General features: G+C 69.2%; 13 protein-coding genes. 2 read left to right on the top strand and 11 right to left on the bottom strand.

Annotated elements, in window-relative coordinates:
* Nucleotides 1-51: 51 nt before the first annotated feature.
* Nucleotides 52-702 (top strand): MBL fold metallo-hydrolase, encoded by a 651-nt coding sequence (locus JW364_RS13580; RefSeq protein WP_058253222.1) that lies wholly within the window; start codon nucleotides 52-54, stop codon nucleotides 700-702.
* Here the strand turns inward: JW364_RS13580 and poxB are convergent.
* The gene (poxB, locus tag JW364_RS13575) at nucleotides 699-2,435 is read right to left on the bottom strand and encodes a ubiquinone-dependent pyruvate dehydrogenase (protein ID WP_078113832.1); all 1,737 of its coding nucleotides are present in this window, start codon (nucleotides 2,433-2,435) and stop codon (nucleotides 699-701) included. The genes JW364_RS13580 and poxB overlap by 4 nt on opposite strands.
* A gap of 130 nt (nucleotides 2,436-2,565) precedes the next feature.
* On the opposite strand from poxB, the gene JW364_RS13570 reads away from it, so the two are divergent.
* Nucleotides 2,566-3,597 carry an LLM class flavin-dependent oxidoreductase gene (locus JW364_RS13570; protein WP_137810026.1) on the top strand — a complete coding sequence of 344 codons (1,032 nt, stop codon included), beginning with the start codon at nucleotides 2,566-2,568 and terminating at the stop codon, nucleotides 3,595-3,597.
* Between the two features lie 29 nt (nucleotides 3,598-3,626).
* Here the strand turns inward: JW364_RS13570 and JW364_RS13565 are convergent, their stop codons facing one another.
* The 10 genes from JW364_RS13565 to JW364_RS13520 all read right to left on the bottom strand — a co-directional run bounded on the left by JW364_RS13565 (nucleotide 3,627) and on the right by JW364_RS13520 (nucleotide 16,251).
* On the bottom strand, nucleotides 3,627-4,262 hold the full coding sequence (locus JW364_RS13565; RefSeq protein WP_205333691.1) for a GyrI-like domain-containing protein: 636 nt from the start codon (nucleotides 4,260-4,262) through the stop codon (nucleotides 3,627-3,629).
* A gap of 10 nt (nucleotides 4,263-4,272) precedes the next feature.
* On the bottom strand, nucleotides 4,273-5,076 hold the full coding sequence (locus JW364_RS13560; RefSeq protein ID WP_137810024.1) for an ABC transporter permease: 804 nt from the start codon (nucleotides 5,074-5,076) through the stop codon (nucleotides 4,273-4,275).
* The gene (locus JW364_RS13555; protein ID WP_205333690.1) at nucleotides 5,073-6,071 is read right to left on the bottom strand and encodes an ATP-binding cassette domain-containing protein; all 999 of its coding nucleotides are present in this window, start codon (nucleotides 6,069-6,071) and stop codon (nucleotides 5,073-5,075) included. Before JW364_RS13555 ends, JW364_RS13560 begins: the two co-directional genes overlap by 4 nt.
* Before the next feature lie 31 nt (nucleotides 6,072-6,102).
* Complete coding sequence (locus tag JW364_RS13550) at nucleotides 6,103-6,588, bottom strand: PPOX class F420-dependent oxidoreductase (protein ID WP_205333689.1); 486 nt, start codon at nucleotides 6,586-6,588, stop codon at nucleotides 6,103-6,105.
* Nucleotides 6,589-6,616: 28 nt separating this feature from the next.
* Nucleotides 6,617-7,816 carry a serine hydrolase gene (locus JW364_RS13545; protein ID WP_205333688.1) on the bottom strand — a complete coding sequence of 400 codons (1,200 nt, stop codon included), beginning with the start codon at nucleotides 7,814-7,816 and terminating at the stop codon, nucleotides 6,617-6,619.
* Between the two features lie 73 nt (nucleotides 7,817-7,889).
* Entirely contained in the window at nucleotides 7,890-9,197 is a 1,308-nt protein-coding gene (locus JW364_RS13540; protein WP_205333687.1) for a polysaccharide pyruvyl transferase family protein, read from the bottom strand.
* Nucleotides 9,198-9,285: 88 nt separating this feature from the next.
* Nucleotides 9,286-10,914, bottom strand: a complete 1,629-nt coding sequence (locus tag JW364_RS13535; protein WP_058253175.1) for an FAD-dependent monooxygenase — start codon at nucleotides 10,912-10,914, stop codon at nucleotides 9,286-9,288.
* Nucleotides 10,915-11,030: 116 nt separating this feature from the next.
* Nucleotides 11,031-11,444 (bottom strand): hypothetical protein, encoded by a 414-nt coding sequence (locus JW364_RS13530; RefSeq protein ID WP_058253226.1) that lies wholly within the window; start codon nucleotides 11,442-11,444, stop codon nucleotides 11,031-11,033.
* Nucleotides 11,445-11,501: 57 nt separating this feature from the next.
* Complete coding sequence (locus JW364_RS13525) at nucleotides 11,502-12,929, bottom strand: FAD-binding oxidoreductase (protein ID WP_205333686.1); 1,428 nt, start codon at nucleotides 12,927-12,929, stop codon at nucleotides 11,502-11,504.
* Nucleotides 12,930-13,050: 121 nt separating this feature from the next.
* The gene (locus JW364_RS13520) at nucleotides 13,051-16,251 is read right to left on the bottom strand and encodes a BTAD domain-containing putative transcriptional regulator (RefSeq protein ID WP_205333685.1); all 3,201 of its coding nucleotides are present in this window, start codon (nucleotides 16,249-16,251) and stop codon (nucleotides 13,051-13,053) included.
* Between the last annotated feature and the right edge of the window lie 25 nt (nucleotides 16,252-16,276).

The following is a 16,276-nucleotide window of genomic DNA, read 5'->3' as shown; positions in this document are numbered from 1 at the left end:
AACTCGAAGTTGCACCGTGGTGGGACATCCAACCAACTCGTGGAGGTATCGATGCGCCGCGTATTCGCCGACCTGTGGGAGACCAGCTCCGACAACCCGTTCCCGGGACTGACCACGCATGCCTACCTGTGGAGGTCGACTCGAAATGTCCTCTTCTACTCGGTTGCGTCGGACTCCGAGTTCGATGAGCTCTACCGCCTGGGTGGGATCGACGAGCAATATCTGTCGCATCAGGATGAGGCCGGGCCGCTGCTGGCTGCGATCCACGGACGATTCGGGACGACACTGCACGCTCCTTTCGCCGAAGCGGACCGGATCGGCCGCTACGCGCGGATCGGGGTGGGGCTCGCGGACCGGCACACGGACGGCAACGGGGTCGAGGTGATCCCGACACCCGGCCATTCCCCGGGTAGCACGAGCTACCTGGTGCACGGCGCCGACGGCGACCGCTACCTGTTCACCGGGGACACCCTCTATCGCAGCGAGTCGGGGCGGTGGACCGCCGGGTATCTCCCGGGCATCAGTGACCCCGTCCAGCTCGCGGGGAGCCTCGAACTGCTGGCCACTCTTGCCCCGGACGTCGTCATATCGAGCGCGTATGCGGGGGAGTCAGCCGTTCACCGTGTCGACACGTCCACCTGGACAGCCGGTGTCACCGAAGCGATTCTCGGCCTGCAGGTGGCTGCGGACCGAAACGCCTAGTCGAACAGCCGCCGGAAGAGATTGGTCTCGGCGAGGTCGACCAGTTCGTCGCCGCGTCCGGACAGTACGGTGCGGAGCGCGTACAGCGTGAAGCCCTTGGCCTGGGCGGCGGTGATCGTCGGCGGGATGGACAGCTCCTGCCGAGCGGTGACGACATCGAGTAGCGCCGGACCATCGTGGGCGAGGAGCTCGTCGACCGCACCGGCCAGGTCGTCCGGCCGCTCGACGCGCCGACCGTGGATACCGAGCGACTCCGCCAGCGCGGCGAAGTCCGGATTCTCCAGATCGGTTCCGTAGTTGACGAATCCGGCCGCCTTCATCTCGACCTCGACGAAGTTCAGCGATGAGTTGTCGAAGACGACGATCTTCACCGGCAGGTTGTTCTGCGTGATGGTCAGCAGCTCGCCGAGCAGCATCGCGAGCCCGCCGTCGCCGGCGAGCGCAACGATCTGGCGGTCCGGGAAGGCGGTCTGTGCGCCGATCGCCTGGGACACGGCATTGGCCATCGAGCCGTGGGTGAACGAGCCGATCAGGCGACGGGCCCCGTTCATCTCGAGGTAGCGCGCCGCCCACACCACCGGTGAGCCGACGTCGGGGATGAACACCGCGTCGCGGTCGGCTTTCTCGCTGATCAGGCGAGTCAGGTACTGCGGGTGGATCGGTGCCCGGTTGCGGTCGTTGTCGGCGAGGTCGTCGAGGCGGCGACGTGCCGTGGCGTAGTGGGCCAACGAGGTCGACAGGTGTTCGGAGTCGCGGCCGGTGGAGATCTTCGGCAGGAGCGCACGGGCGGTGTCGCCGACATCGCCGACGAGTGGCAGGTCGACGGGGCAGCGTCGACCGATCTGCTCGCCACGGATGTCGACCTGGATGATGGTCGCCTTCGACGGATAGAACTGTTCATAGGGGAAGTCGGTGCCCAGCATGAGCAGTGTGTCGCACTTCTCGATCGCCCGGTATCCGGACGAGAAGCCGAGCAGCCCGGTCATTCCCACGTCGTAGGGGTTGTCGTACTCGATGAATTCCTTGCCCCGCAACGCGTGCACGACGGGGGCCTGCAGGGCACGGGCGAGCTCGACGACCTCGTCGTGAGACCCCTGCACCCCCGCCCCGGCGAGAAAAGTCACGCGCTCGGAGGCGTTGAGAGTGTCTGCGGCGCGGTCGATCTCGGCATCGGTGGGCCGGGTGACCCGCGGGATACGGCGGATGGGGGCGCCGGCGCGCCGTTTCGGGCACGGCGCCAGGAAGGTCTCGCCCGGGATGACGAGGACCGCCACATCCTGTTTCTCGACCGCGGTGCGCAGGGCGATGTCGAGCAGGCGCGGCATCTGGTCGGGCGTGCCGACCATCTCGCAGAAGGCGCTGCATTCCCGGAACAGCTGCTCGGGGTGGGTCTCCTGGAAGTAGCCGGTGCCGATCTCCGTCGCCGGGATGTGCGCGGCGATCGCGAGGACCGGGACACGACTGCGGTGTGCGTCGAACAGTCCGTTGATCAGGTGCAGGTTGCCGGGCCCGCAACTTCCCACGCACACCGCCAGTTCACCGGTGAGCGCGGCTTCGGCGGACGCGGCGAACGCCGCCGACTCCTCGTGTCGCACATGTCGCCACGAGATGGTGTCGTTTCTCCGCAGGGCATCGGTGAAACCGTTGAGTGAATCACCGGGCAACCCGTGGACGTGCCGGACTCCGGCGCGCTCGAGTTCCTCGACGATCCTCTCCGCGACAGTGGGCGGCATGGCGATCCGTTCGGTCGGCGGCGGTGTGCCCCGACTATAGACGCGGCGCGCCGGTGTGACTTTCGAAGAATTCGACCCACCCTGATTCGCCGACATGTCTCCGCTGCCAGACGGTGTGAAAATCGATTGCATGCCACGACGCGGTGAACCACTCCGGAAGCTCGGTTTCCTGACGATCGGACGCTTCGACGGTGACGACCCGCGCCCCGGTCACCTCGAGACGCTCCGGATGATCGAGCTGGCCGAGCAACTCGGCTTCGACAGCGTGTGGGTGCGCAACCGGCATCTGCAGTACGGCATCTCCTCGCCGGTGGCCCTGCTGGCGGCCGCGGCGGTGCGCACCAGTCGCATCGAGCTCGGTACCGCGGTGATCCCGCTCGGTCTGGAGAATCCGCTGCGGCTGGCCGAAGACCTGGCGACGGTCGACATCCTCAGCGGGGGACGGCTCAACCCGGGGGTCTCCGTCGGTGTGCCGATGCGCTACGACGACTTCAAGACCGCGCTGTATCCCGAAACCCATGCGCTGGAGAACTTCTCGAAGGACCGGGTGGTGAGGCTCCTGGACAACCTGCGGGGCGAACCCGTCAGCGACTTCGAGGGCACCGTCGGGATAGAGACGTTCTCCCGACGGGTGCAACCGCATTCGCCGGGTCTCGCCGATCGGGTCTGGTACGGAGGTGGATTGAGCTCGGCGATCTGGGCGGGCCGGCAAGGCATCAACTATCTGACGTCCTCGGTGGTGACCACCGAGGGCACGGAGTCGCGCGACTTCGCGACCATCCAGGCCGAACACATCGACGCCTACCGTGCCCATCACGTTAACCCCGACCGTGCGCGCGTGTCCCAAGGGCTCGTGGTGATCCCCACGGATTCCGCGACCGCGGACCAGATCCGCAAGTACCGGGCGTATGCCGACAGTCGGTTCGAGCGCACGCTCACCCCGCAGGGTCCGCGAGGCCTCCTGTTCTCGCCGGATCTCGTCGGACCGTCCGATGAACTCGCCGAGAGACTGTATGAGCACGCGGGATTCCAACGCGCCACCGAGGTGGCCTTCGCGTTGCCGTTCTCCTTCGACGAGCCGGACTACCTGCAGATCGTGGGTGATCTCGCCGGGCAGCTCGGACCGGCACTCGGATGGACGCCGGCCGGCGGGACTTCGTAACGAGAAACCCTGCTTTCAGCCATCTTTCGCTACGGGATGATGGAGGACGAGGACTCGACCGGTTGACGCAGCAGGGTCCGAAGTTTCTCCGGAGCTACTCGGCGGAAGTCGCTGAAGTAGATCTCATGGTGACGGCCCGACATGCGTAAGCCGTTGTCGGGTATGAACCGATCGTGCATCTCGGCCAGCACCGGCCCCTCGTCGTCGAACGGCCCGTGGTGCAGCGTCTGAACACACGACCCCTCGTCCAGCGACTCCGTGCGTAGATCGGCGAGACGCGGCGGCGGCTTCGTCGCGCCGGCCTCGAGAACAGCGGCGTCGAGCAGGTCCTCGCCGATCCAGTCGGGAACCATCAGCATGAGCGTCCACCTCCAGCGGCCCTTGTCCCGGGCGCCGGTGAAGGTGCTCATGTCGTCGGCCCACCAGAGCCCCTCGAGTGGCGGGACGACGTAGTCACGGCCGAGTTCACGACTGCTTGCGAACTTCAGCTTGTACGCAACCGGATACAGCGTCTCGATCGACGCCGCGAACTGTGGTGTCGAGTTGGGGTCGCCCGATCCGTCGATCATCAAGTAGCGCATGGCCGGAACGTCGAGAATGCGGAACTGGCCGCGCCGCGCCTTGTACGAGTCCAGCGTCTTCTTGAAGTCCACCTTCTCGGGCACGCCCTCGACACTATCCGGGAATGCGTCGCCGCTCATAGGTTCGCAGCGCGAGAAAGAATGCGGCCCCGCCGATGGCGAGACTCCAGGCGAGCGAGGCGACAACACTCGCGGTGTGGACCGGAGCGTCGGTGAGGGTTCCGCGCAGGACCTCGATGACGGGGGTGAAGGGCTGGTACTCGGCGAACTGCCGCAACCCGGTGGGTAGGGATTCGGCCGGGACAAACCCCGTACTGAGGAACGGCAGGATCGTGAGGAACATCGGTGTGTTGCTGGCGGTCTCGACGCTCTTGGCCGCCAGCCCGAGGTAGACCGAGAGCCAGATCAGCGCGACGGAGAACACGGAAGTCACGCCGAGCGCGCCCAGCCAGTCGAGCGGACCGGCCGACGGCCGGAATCCGATACCGACCGCGACGGCGAGGACCACGACGATGCTGAACAGCGCCTGCAGGAGGCTGGCGAGTACGTGACCGGTGAGGACAGCGGAGCGAGCGATGTCCATGGTGCGGAAACGGTTGATGATCCCCGAGGTCATGTCCATGGCAACGACGATGGCGGTGCCCTGAACCGCCGACGCGACAGTGACCAGCACGATCCCGGGCACCACATAGTCGAGGTAGGCGGCCCGCCCGCTGTCGCCGGACTGCGTGGTCATCCCGGCGCCGAGCTGGCCCCCGAACACGAAGACGAACAGCAGCAGGAAGACCACCGGGATGCCGACCAGCATCACGGTGAGCACCGGGAACTTGATGAGCCGCCGAACGTTGCGGCGGACCATGACCCGCGAATCCGACACCGTGTGTGCCAGGGTCGTCATGAGGCGGCTCCGGACGGATCCGGGTCGGTGGCACCGGGTTCGCCGGTGTCGGCATCGGCGGCCGCGGAAGCGGGATTGCCGGTGAGCGCGAAGAACACATCGTCGAGGGTCGGGGCGTGGACACCGACGTCGGTGACCGTGATGCCGGCGGCCTCCAGCTGGTTCAAGGTGGTCCGGACAGTGGTGACGGTGTCGTCGGTCGCGATGTCGAGGCGTCGTGCTTCGGGAACCGGACGCGCATCCGGCAGAAGCGATGCCGCCTTGTCGAAGGAGTCGCGGTCGGCGAAGGTCAGGCGCACCTCGGAGTCGTGCACCCGGCTCTTCAATTCGGCGGCGGTGCCCTCGGCCACGATGTGGCCGTGGTCCAGGACGGCGATGCGGTCGGCGAGCTGGTCGGCCTCCTCGAGGTACTGCGTGGTGAGGAAGATCGTGACGCCTTCGGCGGCGAGCCGGGAGATGGTCTCCCACAGCATCCGTCGACTCCTGGGGTCGAGACCCGTGGTCGGTTCGTCGAGGAAGATCACTCGCGGAATGGACACCAGAGTCATGGCGAGATCGAGGCGCCGACGCATGCCGCCGGAGTAGGTCGACACCGCGCGGTCGGCGGCCGCGATCAGATCGAACTGCTCGATCAACTCCTGGGCGCGGGCCTGTCCGTTGCGTCGGCCCAGCCGTCGTAGGTCGGCCATGAGCACCAGATTGTCGCGCCCGCTGAACAATTCGTCGACCGCGACCGACTGGCCGGTGACACCGATCATCGCGCGCACCGCACGCGTCTGCGCGAACGTGTCGTATCCGCCGATCGTCACCGTCCCCGAGTCGGCGGGGAACAGGGTCGACGCGATGCCGACGGTCGTGGTCTTGCCGGAACCGTTCGGCCCCAGCAGGGCGGTCACGCTGCCGGCGGGTATCTCGAGATCGATGCCGTCGAGAACGCGGTGTCCGCCATAGCTTTTCGTCAACCCGCGGATCTCGATGTCGGCGCCGGTGGTCAACCGATCGGGTCCGTCCGGCGGGCCGGTGCGCTCATCGGTCCTGCGCGTCGAGCCGGGCCGCGACCTCGGCGGGGAATCCGCCGGTGGCCACCGGACCCCACCTCGTCGGCGTGATGCGGATCAGCGACTTGCCCTGTGTTCGCATCGCCGCTCGGTACTCGTCCCAATCGGGGTGCTCACCGGAGATGCTGCGGAAGTAGTCGACGAGCGCGTCCTCGGCCTTGGGCATGTCGAGGACCTCGGCATCACCGTCGACCTGGACCCAGGCGCCGTTGAAGTCGTCGGAGAGCACCACGACACTGGCCACCGGCGTGTGCCGGAGGTTCGCCGCCTTCGCCCGGCCGGGATAGGTCGAGATGACGATGCGGCCCTGCTCGTCGACCCCACCGGTGACCGGCGACATCTGCGGGCTGCCATTGGAACGGACGGTGCTGAGGATCATGTGGTGGCGCGGCCGGATGAACTCCAGCAGTTCGGCACGGTCGACACCATCGGCTTTCGCGACTGTTCTGGCCATGCGCCGACCTTACGCCGGGACCGGGGTCTCAGGGCAGCGCGGCGATGAGGCCGGCCTGGACGGCGCTGACCGGGGTCGTCGACTTGCCGTCGACCGTCATCGCGTCGTCGGTGTTGATCACGATGATGATCGTCGTGTCCGAATCGTAGTTGTGGAACAACGAGGTGTTGTATCCGGGGAAATCCCCGTCGTGACCCCACCATCCGTCGCGGTTGCCGATACCGATTCCGTATCCGGAGGTGGCGGTGTTCGGTGGCGGCGAGGTGAGAATCGAATCCCGGCGCAGTTGCTGGGTCGCCGGATTCAGGACGCCCTGCCCGGTGAACAAGGCCTCACCCCAGCTCTGCAGGTCGTCGACGGTCGAGATGACGGCACCGGCGGTGGACGCGAAGGACGGATTCCAGCGCGTCGAGTCGACCGTCTGCCCGTCGGGCTGACCCTGATCGGTGAGGCCGTCGAGATGCGGATCGGGGATCTCGACCGACCCGCCGGGCCACGAGGACTCGTCCATGCCCAAGGGGGTGAAGATCCGGTCGGCGAAGACCTCGCCGATGGGTTTCGCCAGCACCTTCTCGATGACCAGGCCCAGCAGGACGTAATTCGTGTTGGAGTACTCCCAGCCCTGCCCCGGCGGAAAGCTCGGTGGCAGCGCCTTCGCGGTGTCCACCAGTTCGGTGGGCGTCCAGACGGATTCGGGGTCGGCGAAGAACTTCCGGTCGAAGGACTCGGACGCGGTGTACGACGGGATGCCGCTGGTCATGTCGGCGACCTGGCGCAGCGTCGCGCTGCCGTTGGGGGCGTCCGGGACGAACCTGTCGATGCGGTCGTCGAGCGAGACGCGGCCCTCCTGGACGAGCTGCAGCAGCAGGGTGGCCGTCATCGTCTTGGTGAGCGAGCCGATGCGGGTGTGATCCGCCGCCTGGATGGGATCGTCCCTGCCGGCCGCCCGGACCCCGGACGTCCCCGTCCAGGTTCCGGCCGGTGAGATGACCCGGGCGATGACGCCGGGGAGATTCCCGGCGGCCCGGGTGTCGTCGATCGCCTTCTGGAACGCCGCCGCGGTGTCGGCCGGCACCGAGGTCGTCTGACCCGAGCCGGGCGCTGCACTCGACGATCCCGCACCGGATGCCGTCTCCGAGGGTGAGCATGCGACGAGGCCGAGTACGGCCGCTGCACCGATCGTCACCATGCGGAGGAGGGCCGTGGCGCGCACGGGGTTTCGGCTCATGTGGTCACTCTAACGGCAGGTCGGCGCACCGAGGCGACTTGGCGCAAATGGGACAACGTCCGGGGCGGGTATGTCAGATGCGGTGCGCCAGCGCCGGCGAGACCGGGTAGATGTCGACGGCCGTGGCGAGCTTCGAGGCGACGGCCCGCTCCCGCGCCACCGGGTCGAAACCCCGCCCGTACGGCCGGTCCGGGACGGACGTACCGGAATCCACCACCGTCCAGTCCGAGCCGGCCTCGACCAGTGACCAATGTTTGGTGGTGTAGTAACCCGGCATCGCCGCGACCGCGATCCCGGGATCGCCCGCGGCCGCGGCCATCAGGTGCGGGTGGAACCGCGTGCTGATCCAGGTGTTGTGGTGACCGGCGGGCAACCCGTCGTTCCAGACGTCGCGGAAGGTGCGCACGGTGGCACCGGCCAGACGTGTTCCGAGCCGGTAGGGAACCTCGTAATCGTGCCCCGGGATTCCCTCGACGACGGTGACCGCCGAACCGGGTACGTCCCAGGCGTCGAGCGTCGCCCGCACGAAGTCGGCCAGGGCTTCGACGCCGGTCGCCCGCGGTCCGGTGAACCGCTCCGTGAGATCGGACTGGAAGCACAGGACGACGCCGTTCTCGGCCGGTGCATCCATCTCGCGATACAGCGGAGGTCGCGGTCGGTGCAAGGCCAGCCACGCGTCGTCGCCGGAATGCCGTGCGCCGACGACGCCGTCGAGCACGTCGTACGACGCGGTGTCGCGCACGTCCACGACGTCGAATGCGGCGAACGCCTCGGTCAACGCCGCCCACGCGGCGCCCTGCAGCGCGGGAACGAGTCCCTGACCCGTCGCGGCGAGGCGCGCCCCGGAGCGCCGGGCCACTGCGGCAGCTGCGACGAACAACGAGACATGGTGTGGCCACACGGTATTGAGGTAGCCGCCGCCCAGGAGGTGGATGGTGGTCGCCGACTCCAGGAGGTCGATCCCGGCGGTCAGTCGCGGCGCCAGACCTGAGTCGAGGGCGGCGGCGCCGACCCACTCCCAGGGCGCGGGTTGTTCGGCCTCCGCGGCGTAAGTGGTCAATTGCCACAGGGTGTCGACGACGAGCATGTTCGGGTGGGCATCGCGCAGCAGCGTCGTGGCCGTGCCCGGGCTGTGGCAGTCCAGCACGATCGTGGCATTCGGACGCACCCGGGTCAGGTGCCGCAACCAGGTTCTTGCGATCAGTTCGTCGCCGTAGTTCGGGTGGCCGGCCGGTGCCACCAGGTAGATCACCTCGCCGGCACCCATCGCGCGGCCGAGACGTGACTCGGCGGAGCGCTGCCGGGCCGAGGTGCCGATGCGGTCGGCGAGCACGCCCGCGGCCCGGAACAGGGGGCGGTTGGGTGCCGGTCTGCTGGTCACGATCCCCAAGGTTACGGCGTGCGCGGCCGGTGGCCCCGGTCGGACAGAGATCGGACGACACGGCGCGCGCTGGTACGAGGTGTCGCCGCTACCCGAAGGTGCCCTCGAGGTGACGCAGCGCGGCCTTGCCGTCGGTGGTCGGCCCGCGGTACCCGACATACCCGTCGGGACGGATGACGAACACCGTCGAACCGTCGGGGCGGTAGCCATCGGCGAAGCGGCCGTCGGTGTCCCGGAGCAGCGGTAGTTCGGTGCTGCCGACCTGCGCGGTCGGCGCGGCGATCACATGGATGTCGAGGTGGCCGTGCGCCTTCGTCGACATCTCGTCGGCGAGTGATTCGAGCACCGCGACCTCGTCGGCGCCGGCGGTGGGGTCGGCGTACAGGACGAGCGAATGGTCGACGCCGCCGATCACGTCGAACAGTCGCAGCGGGAAATTGACGGAATCGCGGCTGAGGCCGGCGGCATCCGGTGCGCGTTCACCGGCACGCGGCGCGGCCGGCGCCGTGGGCACCGCCGACCCGGCGACGAGCGGACTGTCGGCGTAGGAGATCAGCAATTGGCCCTCGCGCCGCATGATGAAGTCCAAGTCGTTGGAATCGGCGCCGATGCCCTCGCGGGCGTCCCGGACCGTGCGTCCCACGACCTCCTCGCCGACGGGCCGACGTTCGAGGTCGTAGCTGTCGAGGAGCCCGTCGGAGCCGACACCCGCGACAGCGAGGGCGAGCTTCCAGGCGAGGTTGTGTGCATCCTGCACGCCGGTGTTCATCCCCTGCGCACCCGTGGGCGGGTGGATATGGGCGGCGTCGCCGGCGACGAACACGCGTCCACGACCGTAGGAATCGACGATGCGGTGACTGATCCGGAACACCGAGGACCAGCGCAGGTTCGACACCGTCGCGGGTTCCGGTGCGAGGCGGTCGACCACGGCCTGGATGTGGGACAGTTCCGGCGCCCGGGTTCCCTCGAAACCGTGCGCCACACCGTCTCCGCCGGTGGTCGGTGCGACCGCGAGTTCGTCGGGGACGAGCATCGACATCCGGTAGCGGCCGCGGCCGGGAAGGGGGATGCACACCAGCTGGTCGTCGGTCGTGCCGTCCGCGGTCTGGTGCATCGAGCGGATCGCGTACCCCTGGGGCATCGACCAGTCCGCCACGACGTCGCCGAGCATGTACTGCTCGGTGAAGGCGGCCCCTTCGAAGGACAGCCCGAGTCCCTTGCGCACCACGCTGTGGGCGCCGTCGGCGCCGAGCAGATAGCCCGCACGGACGGTGGTGTCCCCGTCCGGACCCGTGAGCGTCACGGTCACCCCGTCCGCGTCCTGGTCGAACGCGGACACGGCGGTGCCCCGGTCGACCTCGGTACCCAGATCGGTCAGGCGCGCACGCAGGATGCGCTCGGTCGCGTACTGGGGGAGCAGGTGGAATCGGTAGGGCACATCCGGTGGCGTCGACAGATCGACCCGCGAGACCTGACTTCCGTTGACGTAGACGAGTTGTCCGCGCATCTCGAGCCCGGCGTCGAGCACCTGTTTCACGACGCCCATGCTCTCGAAGACCTCGAGCGTCCGCGGTTGGATCCCGACCGCCTTGGCGTACTGCGGGGGTTCGAGGAGCGGATCGACGATCCGCACGCGAACTCCGCGCCTGCGCAGCTCGATGGCGGCGGTCAAGCCGATGGGGCCCGCGCCGGCGATCAGGACATCGACTTCGGTCATGGAATCCTCCCGTTGTCGGCAGTCGCCGACGCTCTGAGGATTATCGGGCGGGTGGCATCCCACCGCCACCAGAACGGAAAAATAGGACGTCAAACGGACGGTCGACTCCGGCCCGGTCACCTCGGGATGGCGGCGGGGCCGATCGTCCGGGCGCCCAGTTGCGCGACTCTGGCCCGCAATTCACGGTCGGCGGTGACGACGATGCGCTCGCGACGAGGATCCGAATCCGCGACGACGCCGACGATCGTGTCGTCCCCCGAACCCGGCGCGTCGACGATTCGGACCTGTTCGCTCGCCACGACACCGCGGGCCCGACCCTCGACGACGAGCACCACCTCGAGTGGCCCCGGCAGTCCTTCGAGTCCGCCGACGGCGACGGAATCGAGACGCGTCCGCAACCGTTCGGTGGCTCCGCGGCGATCGCGCCACCACCCGTCGGGCACCGAACCCACGACGTTGGCGGCGTCGACGACGAGCAGGGGCCGGTCGTTTGGGGTGCGATCGTGCCGGGGTTCGGACGATTCAGACATGCCGACCATCAGTCCACATCCGGCCACCCGGGGCAAGTGCGCCGTCCGGTCGGCCGATCACAGGTCGCCGTGACAGAAGCGATTCGCCGGGTCGAGGGCGGCCTTGATCTCGTCGAGCCGGCGACGGTTGTCCGCGCTGAACGCGTCCGCGGCCCGGGCGACGCGTTCGGAGCCGGAGGTGAAGTTGAGGTAGGCGGCGCCGGTCACGTAGGGCTCGAGCTCGGCGCGGGTCACCCGCAACGTCGACTCGACGGCCAATGCGACGTGCGGATCGGGCACCGCCGCAACGAGTTCGAGAAGGAACCGGCCCTGTCGCCCCCGATCGTTGGGCGCGTTGTCCGCGCTGCGAGCGATCGCTCCACCGGCGTGGCGGATCTCGCCGCACACGATGAGCGGCGCCGACGCCGGGGCCGGCCGGACCCGCGCGGCGACGATGTCGACGGCCACGTCGGGGAGATCGTCGAACCATTCGGTGGTGACCATCACCGGCATCGGCTCGGTCGGGTCCATGCTGACGGCGTCGATCGCCGCGAACGGCAGCGCACCCCACATGTCGACGACCGGCGTCCGCCACTCGCGCCATTCGTCGACGACCGCGCGACCGGCGTCGAGATCCCCGGACCAGCAGCCGCGCACGACGGCGAAGCTCCGGCCGCGGAGCGGCGCCGGGACGTCGTCCGTGGGCGGGAGGTTGAGAATCGCGACCGCGGACGTCAGCTCCTCGGACTGGGCGGGGGCCCAGTCGCGGAACCGGCGGATGATCTCCTCGGCGTCGGCGGCCGGATAGAAGAGGTTGCCGGCGTATACGGTCGACACCTCGACGAGCGCGATCTCCATGGACGTCACGACACCGAGACCGCCGGCGCCGGCGCCGCGCAACGCCCAGAAGAGGTGCGGGAAACTGGTGTCGGTGACCCGGATCGGCGTCCCGTCCGGAGTCACCAGGTCGAACGAGAGCACGCGGTCCGACGAGAGGCCGTGGCGTCGACCGAGCCAGCCGAAACCGCCCCCGAGCGTGTAACCGACCGCCCCGACCCCGCCGGCCGAGCCCATCAGTGGCGCGAGACCGTACGGCGCCGCCGCGTCGACGACCGTCTGCCATGGGGCGCCGGCGCCGACCCGGGCGGTCCGGGTGACGGGGTCGACGCTCACCGACGAGAGCCGGGAGGTGTTGATCAGCAGTCCGCCGTCGGCCGGTCTCCCCGTGCCGTGACCGGTCGCCTGGACGGCGACGCGTAGATCTTCCTCGACGGCGAAGCGGACCGCCTCGACCACGTCGAAATGATTGTCGGGCACGGCGATCACGGCCGGGCGGTGCACGTCGAGCCGGTTGAAGCCGGATCGCGCGTCGAGGTAGCCGGCATCGCCGGGGCCGAAGACGTCGCCGGCGATCCGGTCGCGTAGTTGCGCGAGGACCGAGGTACGGGTCCGGACGGTGAGGCGCTCGGCGTGCTCGGGCAGGGAGGAGGCGGGTGTTGCGGGCATCGGCAGGTCCTCGGTCGCGGCCGGAACGATCCGGCGGAATTCGTCGGGCTCCGGACGACGCCGGAGTCCTGACCAGGGTCGCCGACGGCGCTTGAAGGCGACTTGAGGCGGACTTGGCGACTCAGGTCGGGGACGTCAGACCCCAGGTCGTGGCCAGCGAATCGATCCGTCGGATCAACCCGGCCGCCTCCTGCGCGCGGGCGGTGTCGCGCGCGGTCGCCAGCGTGGCGCCGACCACGGACGCCGGACGCCCGTTGGCGTACTCGTAACGTGCGCGGACGAGGAGGCGGTGGGCGTCGGCATAACGTTCACCGGTGCGGTCGGCGAAGTCGTCGGCCCGGTCGAGCAGTGTGGCGGCGTCGGTGAGCTTGCCGGCGACGACGAGGACCTCGGCGTGCAGACCCAGCCAGTAGCCCTCACCCGTCCGCGGGTGATCCTCCATACCGACCTCGTCGGCACCCAGTCGCTCGATGTGCTCCAGGGCGTCGTCGAGGTCGCCGGTGAGGGCGCGCGCCCACCAGTACATGCGTTCGCCGCCGCGACGGAGGTAGGCGAGGGGCCCGACGCCGTCGGACGTGATGGCCGGGCCCGCGTCCAGAACCCACCTCGTGTCGCCGAGCATCGACGCCGCGCCGACGGCGAAGATGGCCATGGCGAGCCGGGACCGTGGATCGGGATGGGCATCGGCCATCGCGGCGAAGAGGTCTCGGCCGGCGTCGACACCGCGATGCACGGTCGCCGCCCAGGCGCGGAAACCGCGGGCCATCGCGAGCTGATCGTCGCGGAGACCGTCGACGACGACGTCGATCGGCGCATAGTCCTCCAGGATGCGATGCGCCGCACCGAAATTGCCGCGTGTGAACTCGTCGATGCCGGCGGCGTGCATGCCCAGATGGGTGACGACCGGGTCGTCGGATCTCTCGGCGCGCCGACGCAGATCCTCCGCGAGACGGTGGCCGGTGTGTGCATCCGCGATCTGGATGTGGGCCGCGCAGCGGGCGTAATCGAGGGTGGCGAGGAGCCGGGCGTCGCCGAGGGCGGAGGCGAGTACACGGGCGCGGTCCTGCAGCTCGGGATCGGCGGCGAAGTACCCGTGCGCCGCGACGTCTCCGGCCAGTTGGGTGGTGATCGCGACGAGCTCCGCCTGCTGGTCACCGGTCGCGCGGGCGAGCGTCGCCGCATCCCCGAGATGCCGGCGCGCCCCGTCGAAATCGTAGGTGCGCAGCGCGATGTTCCCCGCCGCGAGGAGGGCGGTCGTGGTGCGCTCACGGTCGGCCAGCGGCCCGGCGGACCACAGATGCCGCGCGACTCTCGCCACGGCATGCGGCGAGGAGTTGCCGGCGAGGGCGTCGGCGATCGCGAGATGCAGTCGCCGTGCGCGCATGGCGGCGATGCCGTCCGCGATCGCCTCCCGGATGATGTCGTGACTGAAGCCGAATCCGAACGGATCCTCCGGTCCGAGATCGATGACACCCGCCTCGCCCGCGGGTTCGAGGAGGTCGAGCGCCTCGTCCACCGGGCGCTTCGCGGCGGTCGCCAGCAGGACCAGGTCCACGCGGGTCCCGATGAGGGACGCGAGTTCGAGTAGTTCGGTCGTCGCCGCGGACATGCCGACCAGTCGCTGGCGCACCACATCACGGATGCCGGACGGGACGGCGCTGCCCGCGATGGACCCCCGGTCGGCCAGGATGCGGGCGAGTTCGCGCACGAAGAAGGCGTTGCCTCCGGTGCGTCGCTGGATCGACGACACGGTGGCGACCTCCGGCCACTGCCGGGTCTCGCGCCGGATGAGCTCGGAGATGTCGTCGCCGCCGAGCGGGCCGACGTGGAGGCGGCGATGCTCCGGCAACCGGGCCAGCGTCGCCAGGGTGGTGGCGACGACGGGCCGGTTCGACGGCGAACGCAACGAGGCGAAGAACGTGACCCCCGCGGTGCGTCGGGCGGCCATGTGCGCGAACAACTCCAGAGACGCACCGTCGGCCCACTGCAGATCGTCGAGCACGATGATCAGCTTCGACGTCGCGGCCACCCCCTCGAGGAGATCGGCGGCCTGGTCGTAGAACTGGAATCGAGCGGCCGCGTCCGGCATCTGCCGGGGCGGCGGGATCACGTTGACGCCCTCGGTCACCATCCGGCCGAGTGAACTGTCGAGGAGTCGTTCCCGATCGGCGGGATCGAGCCGGGGGAGGACCGCACCGAGGATCTGCACCCACGGCCACATCGAGGGTGCGGCCGGGTCGTCGACGCAGCGCCCCCACAGCACCCGGAGGTCGGCGGCGCCCGCGGCCCGACGGCCGGCTTCGTCGATGAGCGCCGTCTTGCCCGCGCCCGGCTCGCCCTCGACCACGACCACGCCGCCGTGTCCTGTCATCGAGGCGAGCACCGCCCGATGCAATGCCGCGAGTTCGTCGGTCCGGCCGACCACCGACGGGCCGTCGTCGAGGTCGGCGTCGTCGACCGATTCGTCCGTCATCGACTGCGCCGACGTCCGCGGGCCCGGTGCCGGGACGTCCGGCGCAAGCGTCACCTTGCCCGCGGCGGTGGCGGCCGGGGCGTCGAGATGCGGAGCGTGGTCGAGGATGTCGCGTTCGAGGGTGCGGAGACGGGGTCCCGGGTCGACGCCGATCTCCTCGGCGAGGGTCCGGCGGGCGGTGGCGATCGCCCCGAGTGCGTCGGACTGACGGCCGAGTCGGTAGAGGGCGGTGGCGAACAGCACCCACAAACCCTCGTCGAGCGGCGCGCGTTCGACCTCGGTCTCCAGTTCGGTGACGAGCAGGCGGTGGTCGCCGTCGGCCATGCGGGCCTCGAAGGACATCTCCCGCGCCGCCTGCAGCATGCGGTCGAGGTGATCGGCGGCCTCGTCCCGGAAGGCGAGGCCCTCGAACTCGGGGAGCAGGGGACGATAGTCGGCGAGCACCTGGTGCAGCAGCGGTGCGGCACCCGCCGCGTCGCCCTGTTGCATCAATGCACGAGCATCGCCGACCCGGGCGGTCAGCCGGCGCACGTCGACGTTGTCGGCGGCCGTCGGGAGGCTGTACCCCGTCCCGTGGGTGAGCAGGACCGTGGAGGGAGTCCGAGGCTTTCGATGCGGCTCGAGGACTTTGCGCAGGCCCGAGATGTAGGACTGGAGCGACACCTCTGCGCGCTCCGGAGGCGAATCGCCCCAGATGCCCTCGATCAGACTGTCGGCGCGCACCGGAACACCCTCGGCAAGGATCAGCTGGGCGAGTGTCGCCCGCTGCTTGCGCGTGCCGAGTTCGACGGGGTCGGAACCGATCTGAGCCCCGAGGCCGCCCAAGACCGTATAGGAGATTTCGAGCATCAGCGTGAGTGTAAGTGGTGATCGG

The organism is Gordonia sp. BP-119 (assembly GCF_016924115.1).
Taxonomy (GTDB): domain Bacteria; phylum Actinomycetota; class Actinomycetes; order Mycobacteriales; family Mycobacteriaceae; genus Gordonia; species Gordonia hongkongensis.
The sequence above is the reverse complement of the archived record's forward strand: the minus strand, read 5'-3'. Positions and strand labels throughout refer to the sequence as shown.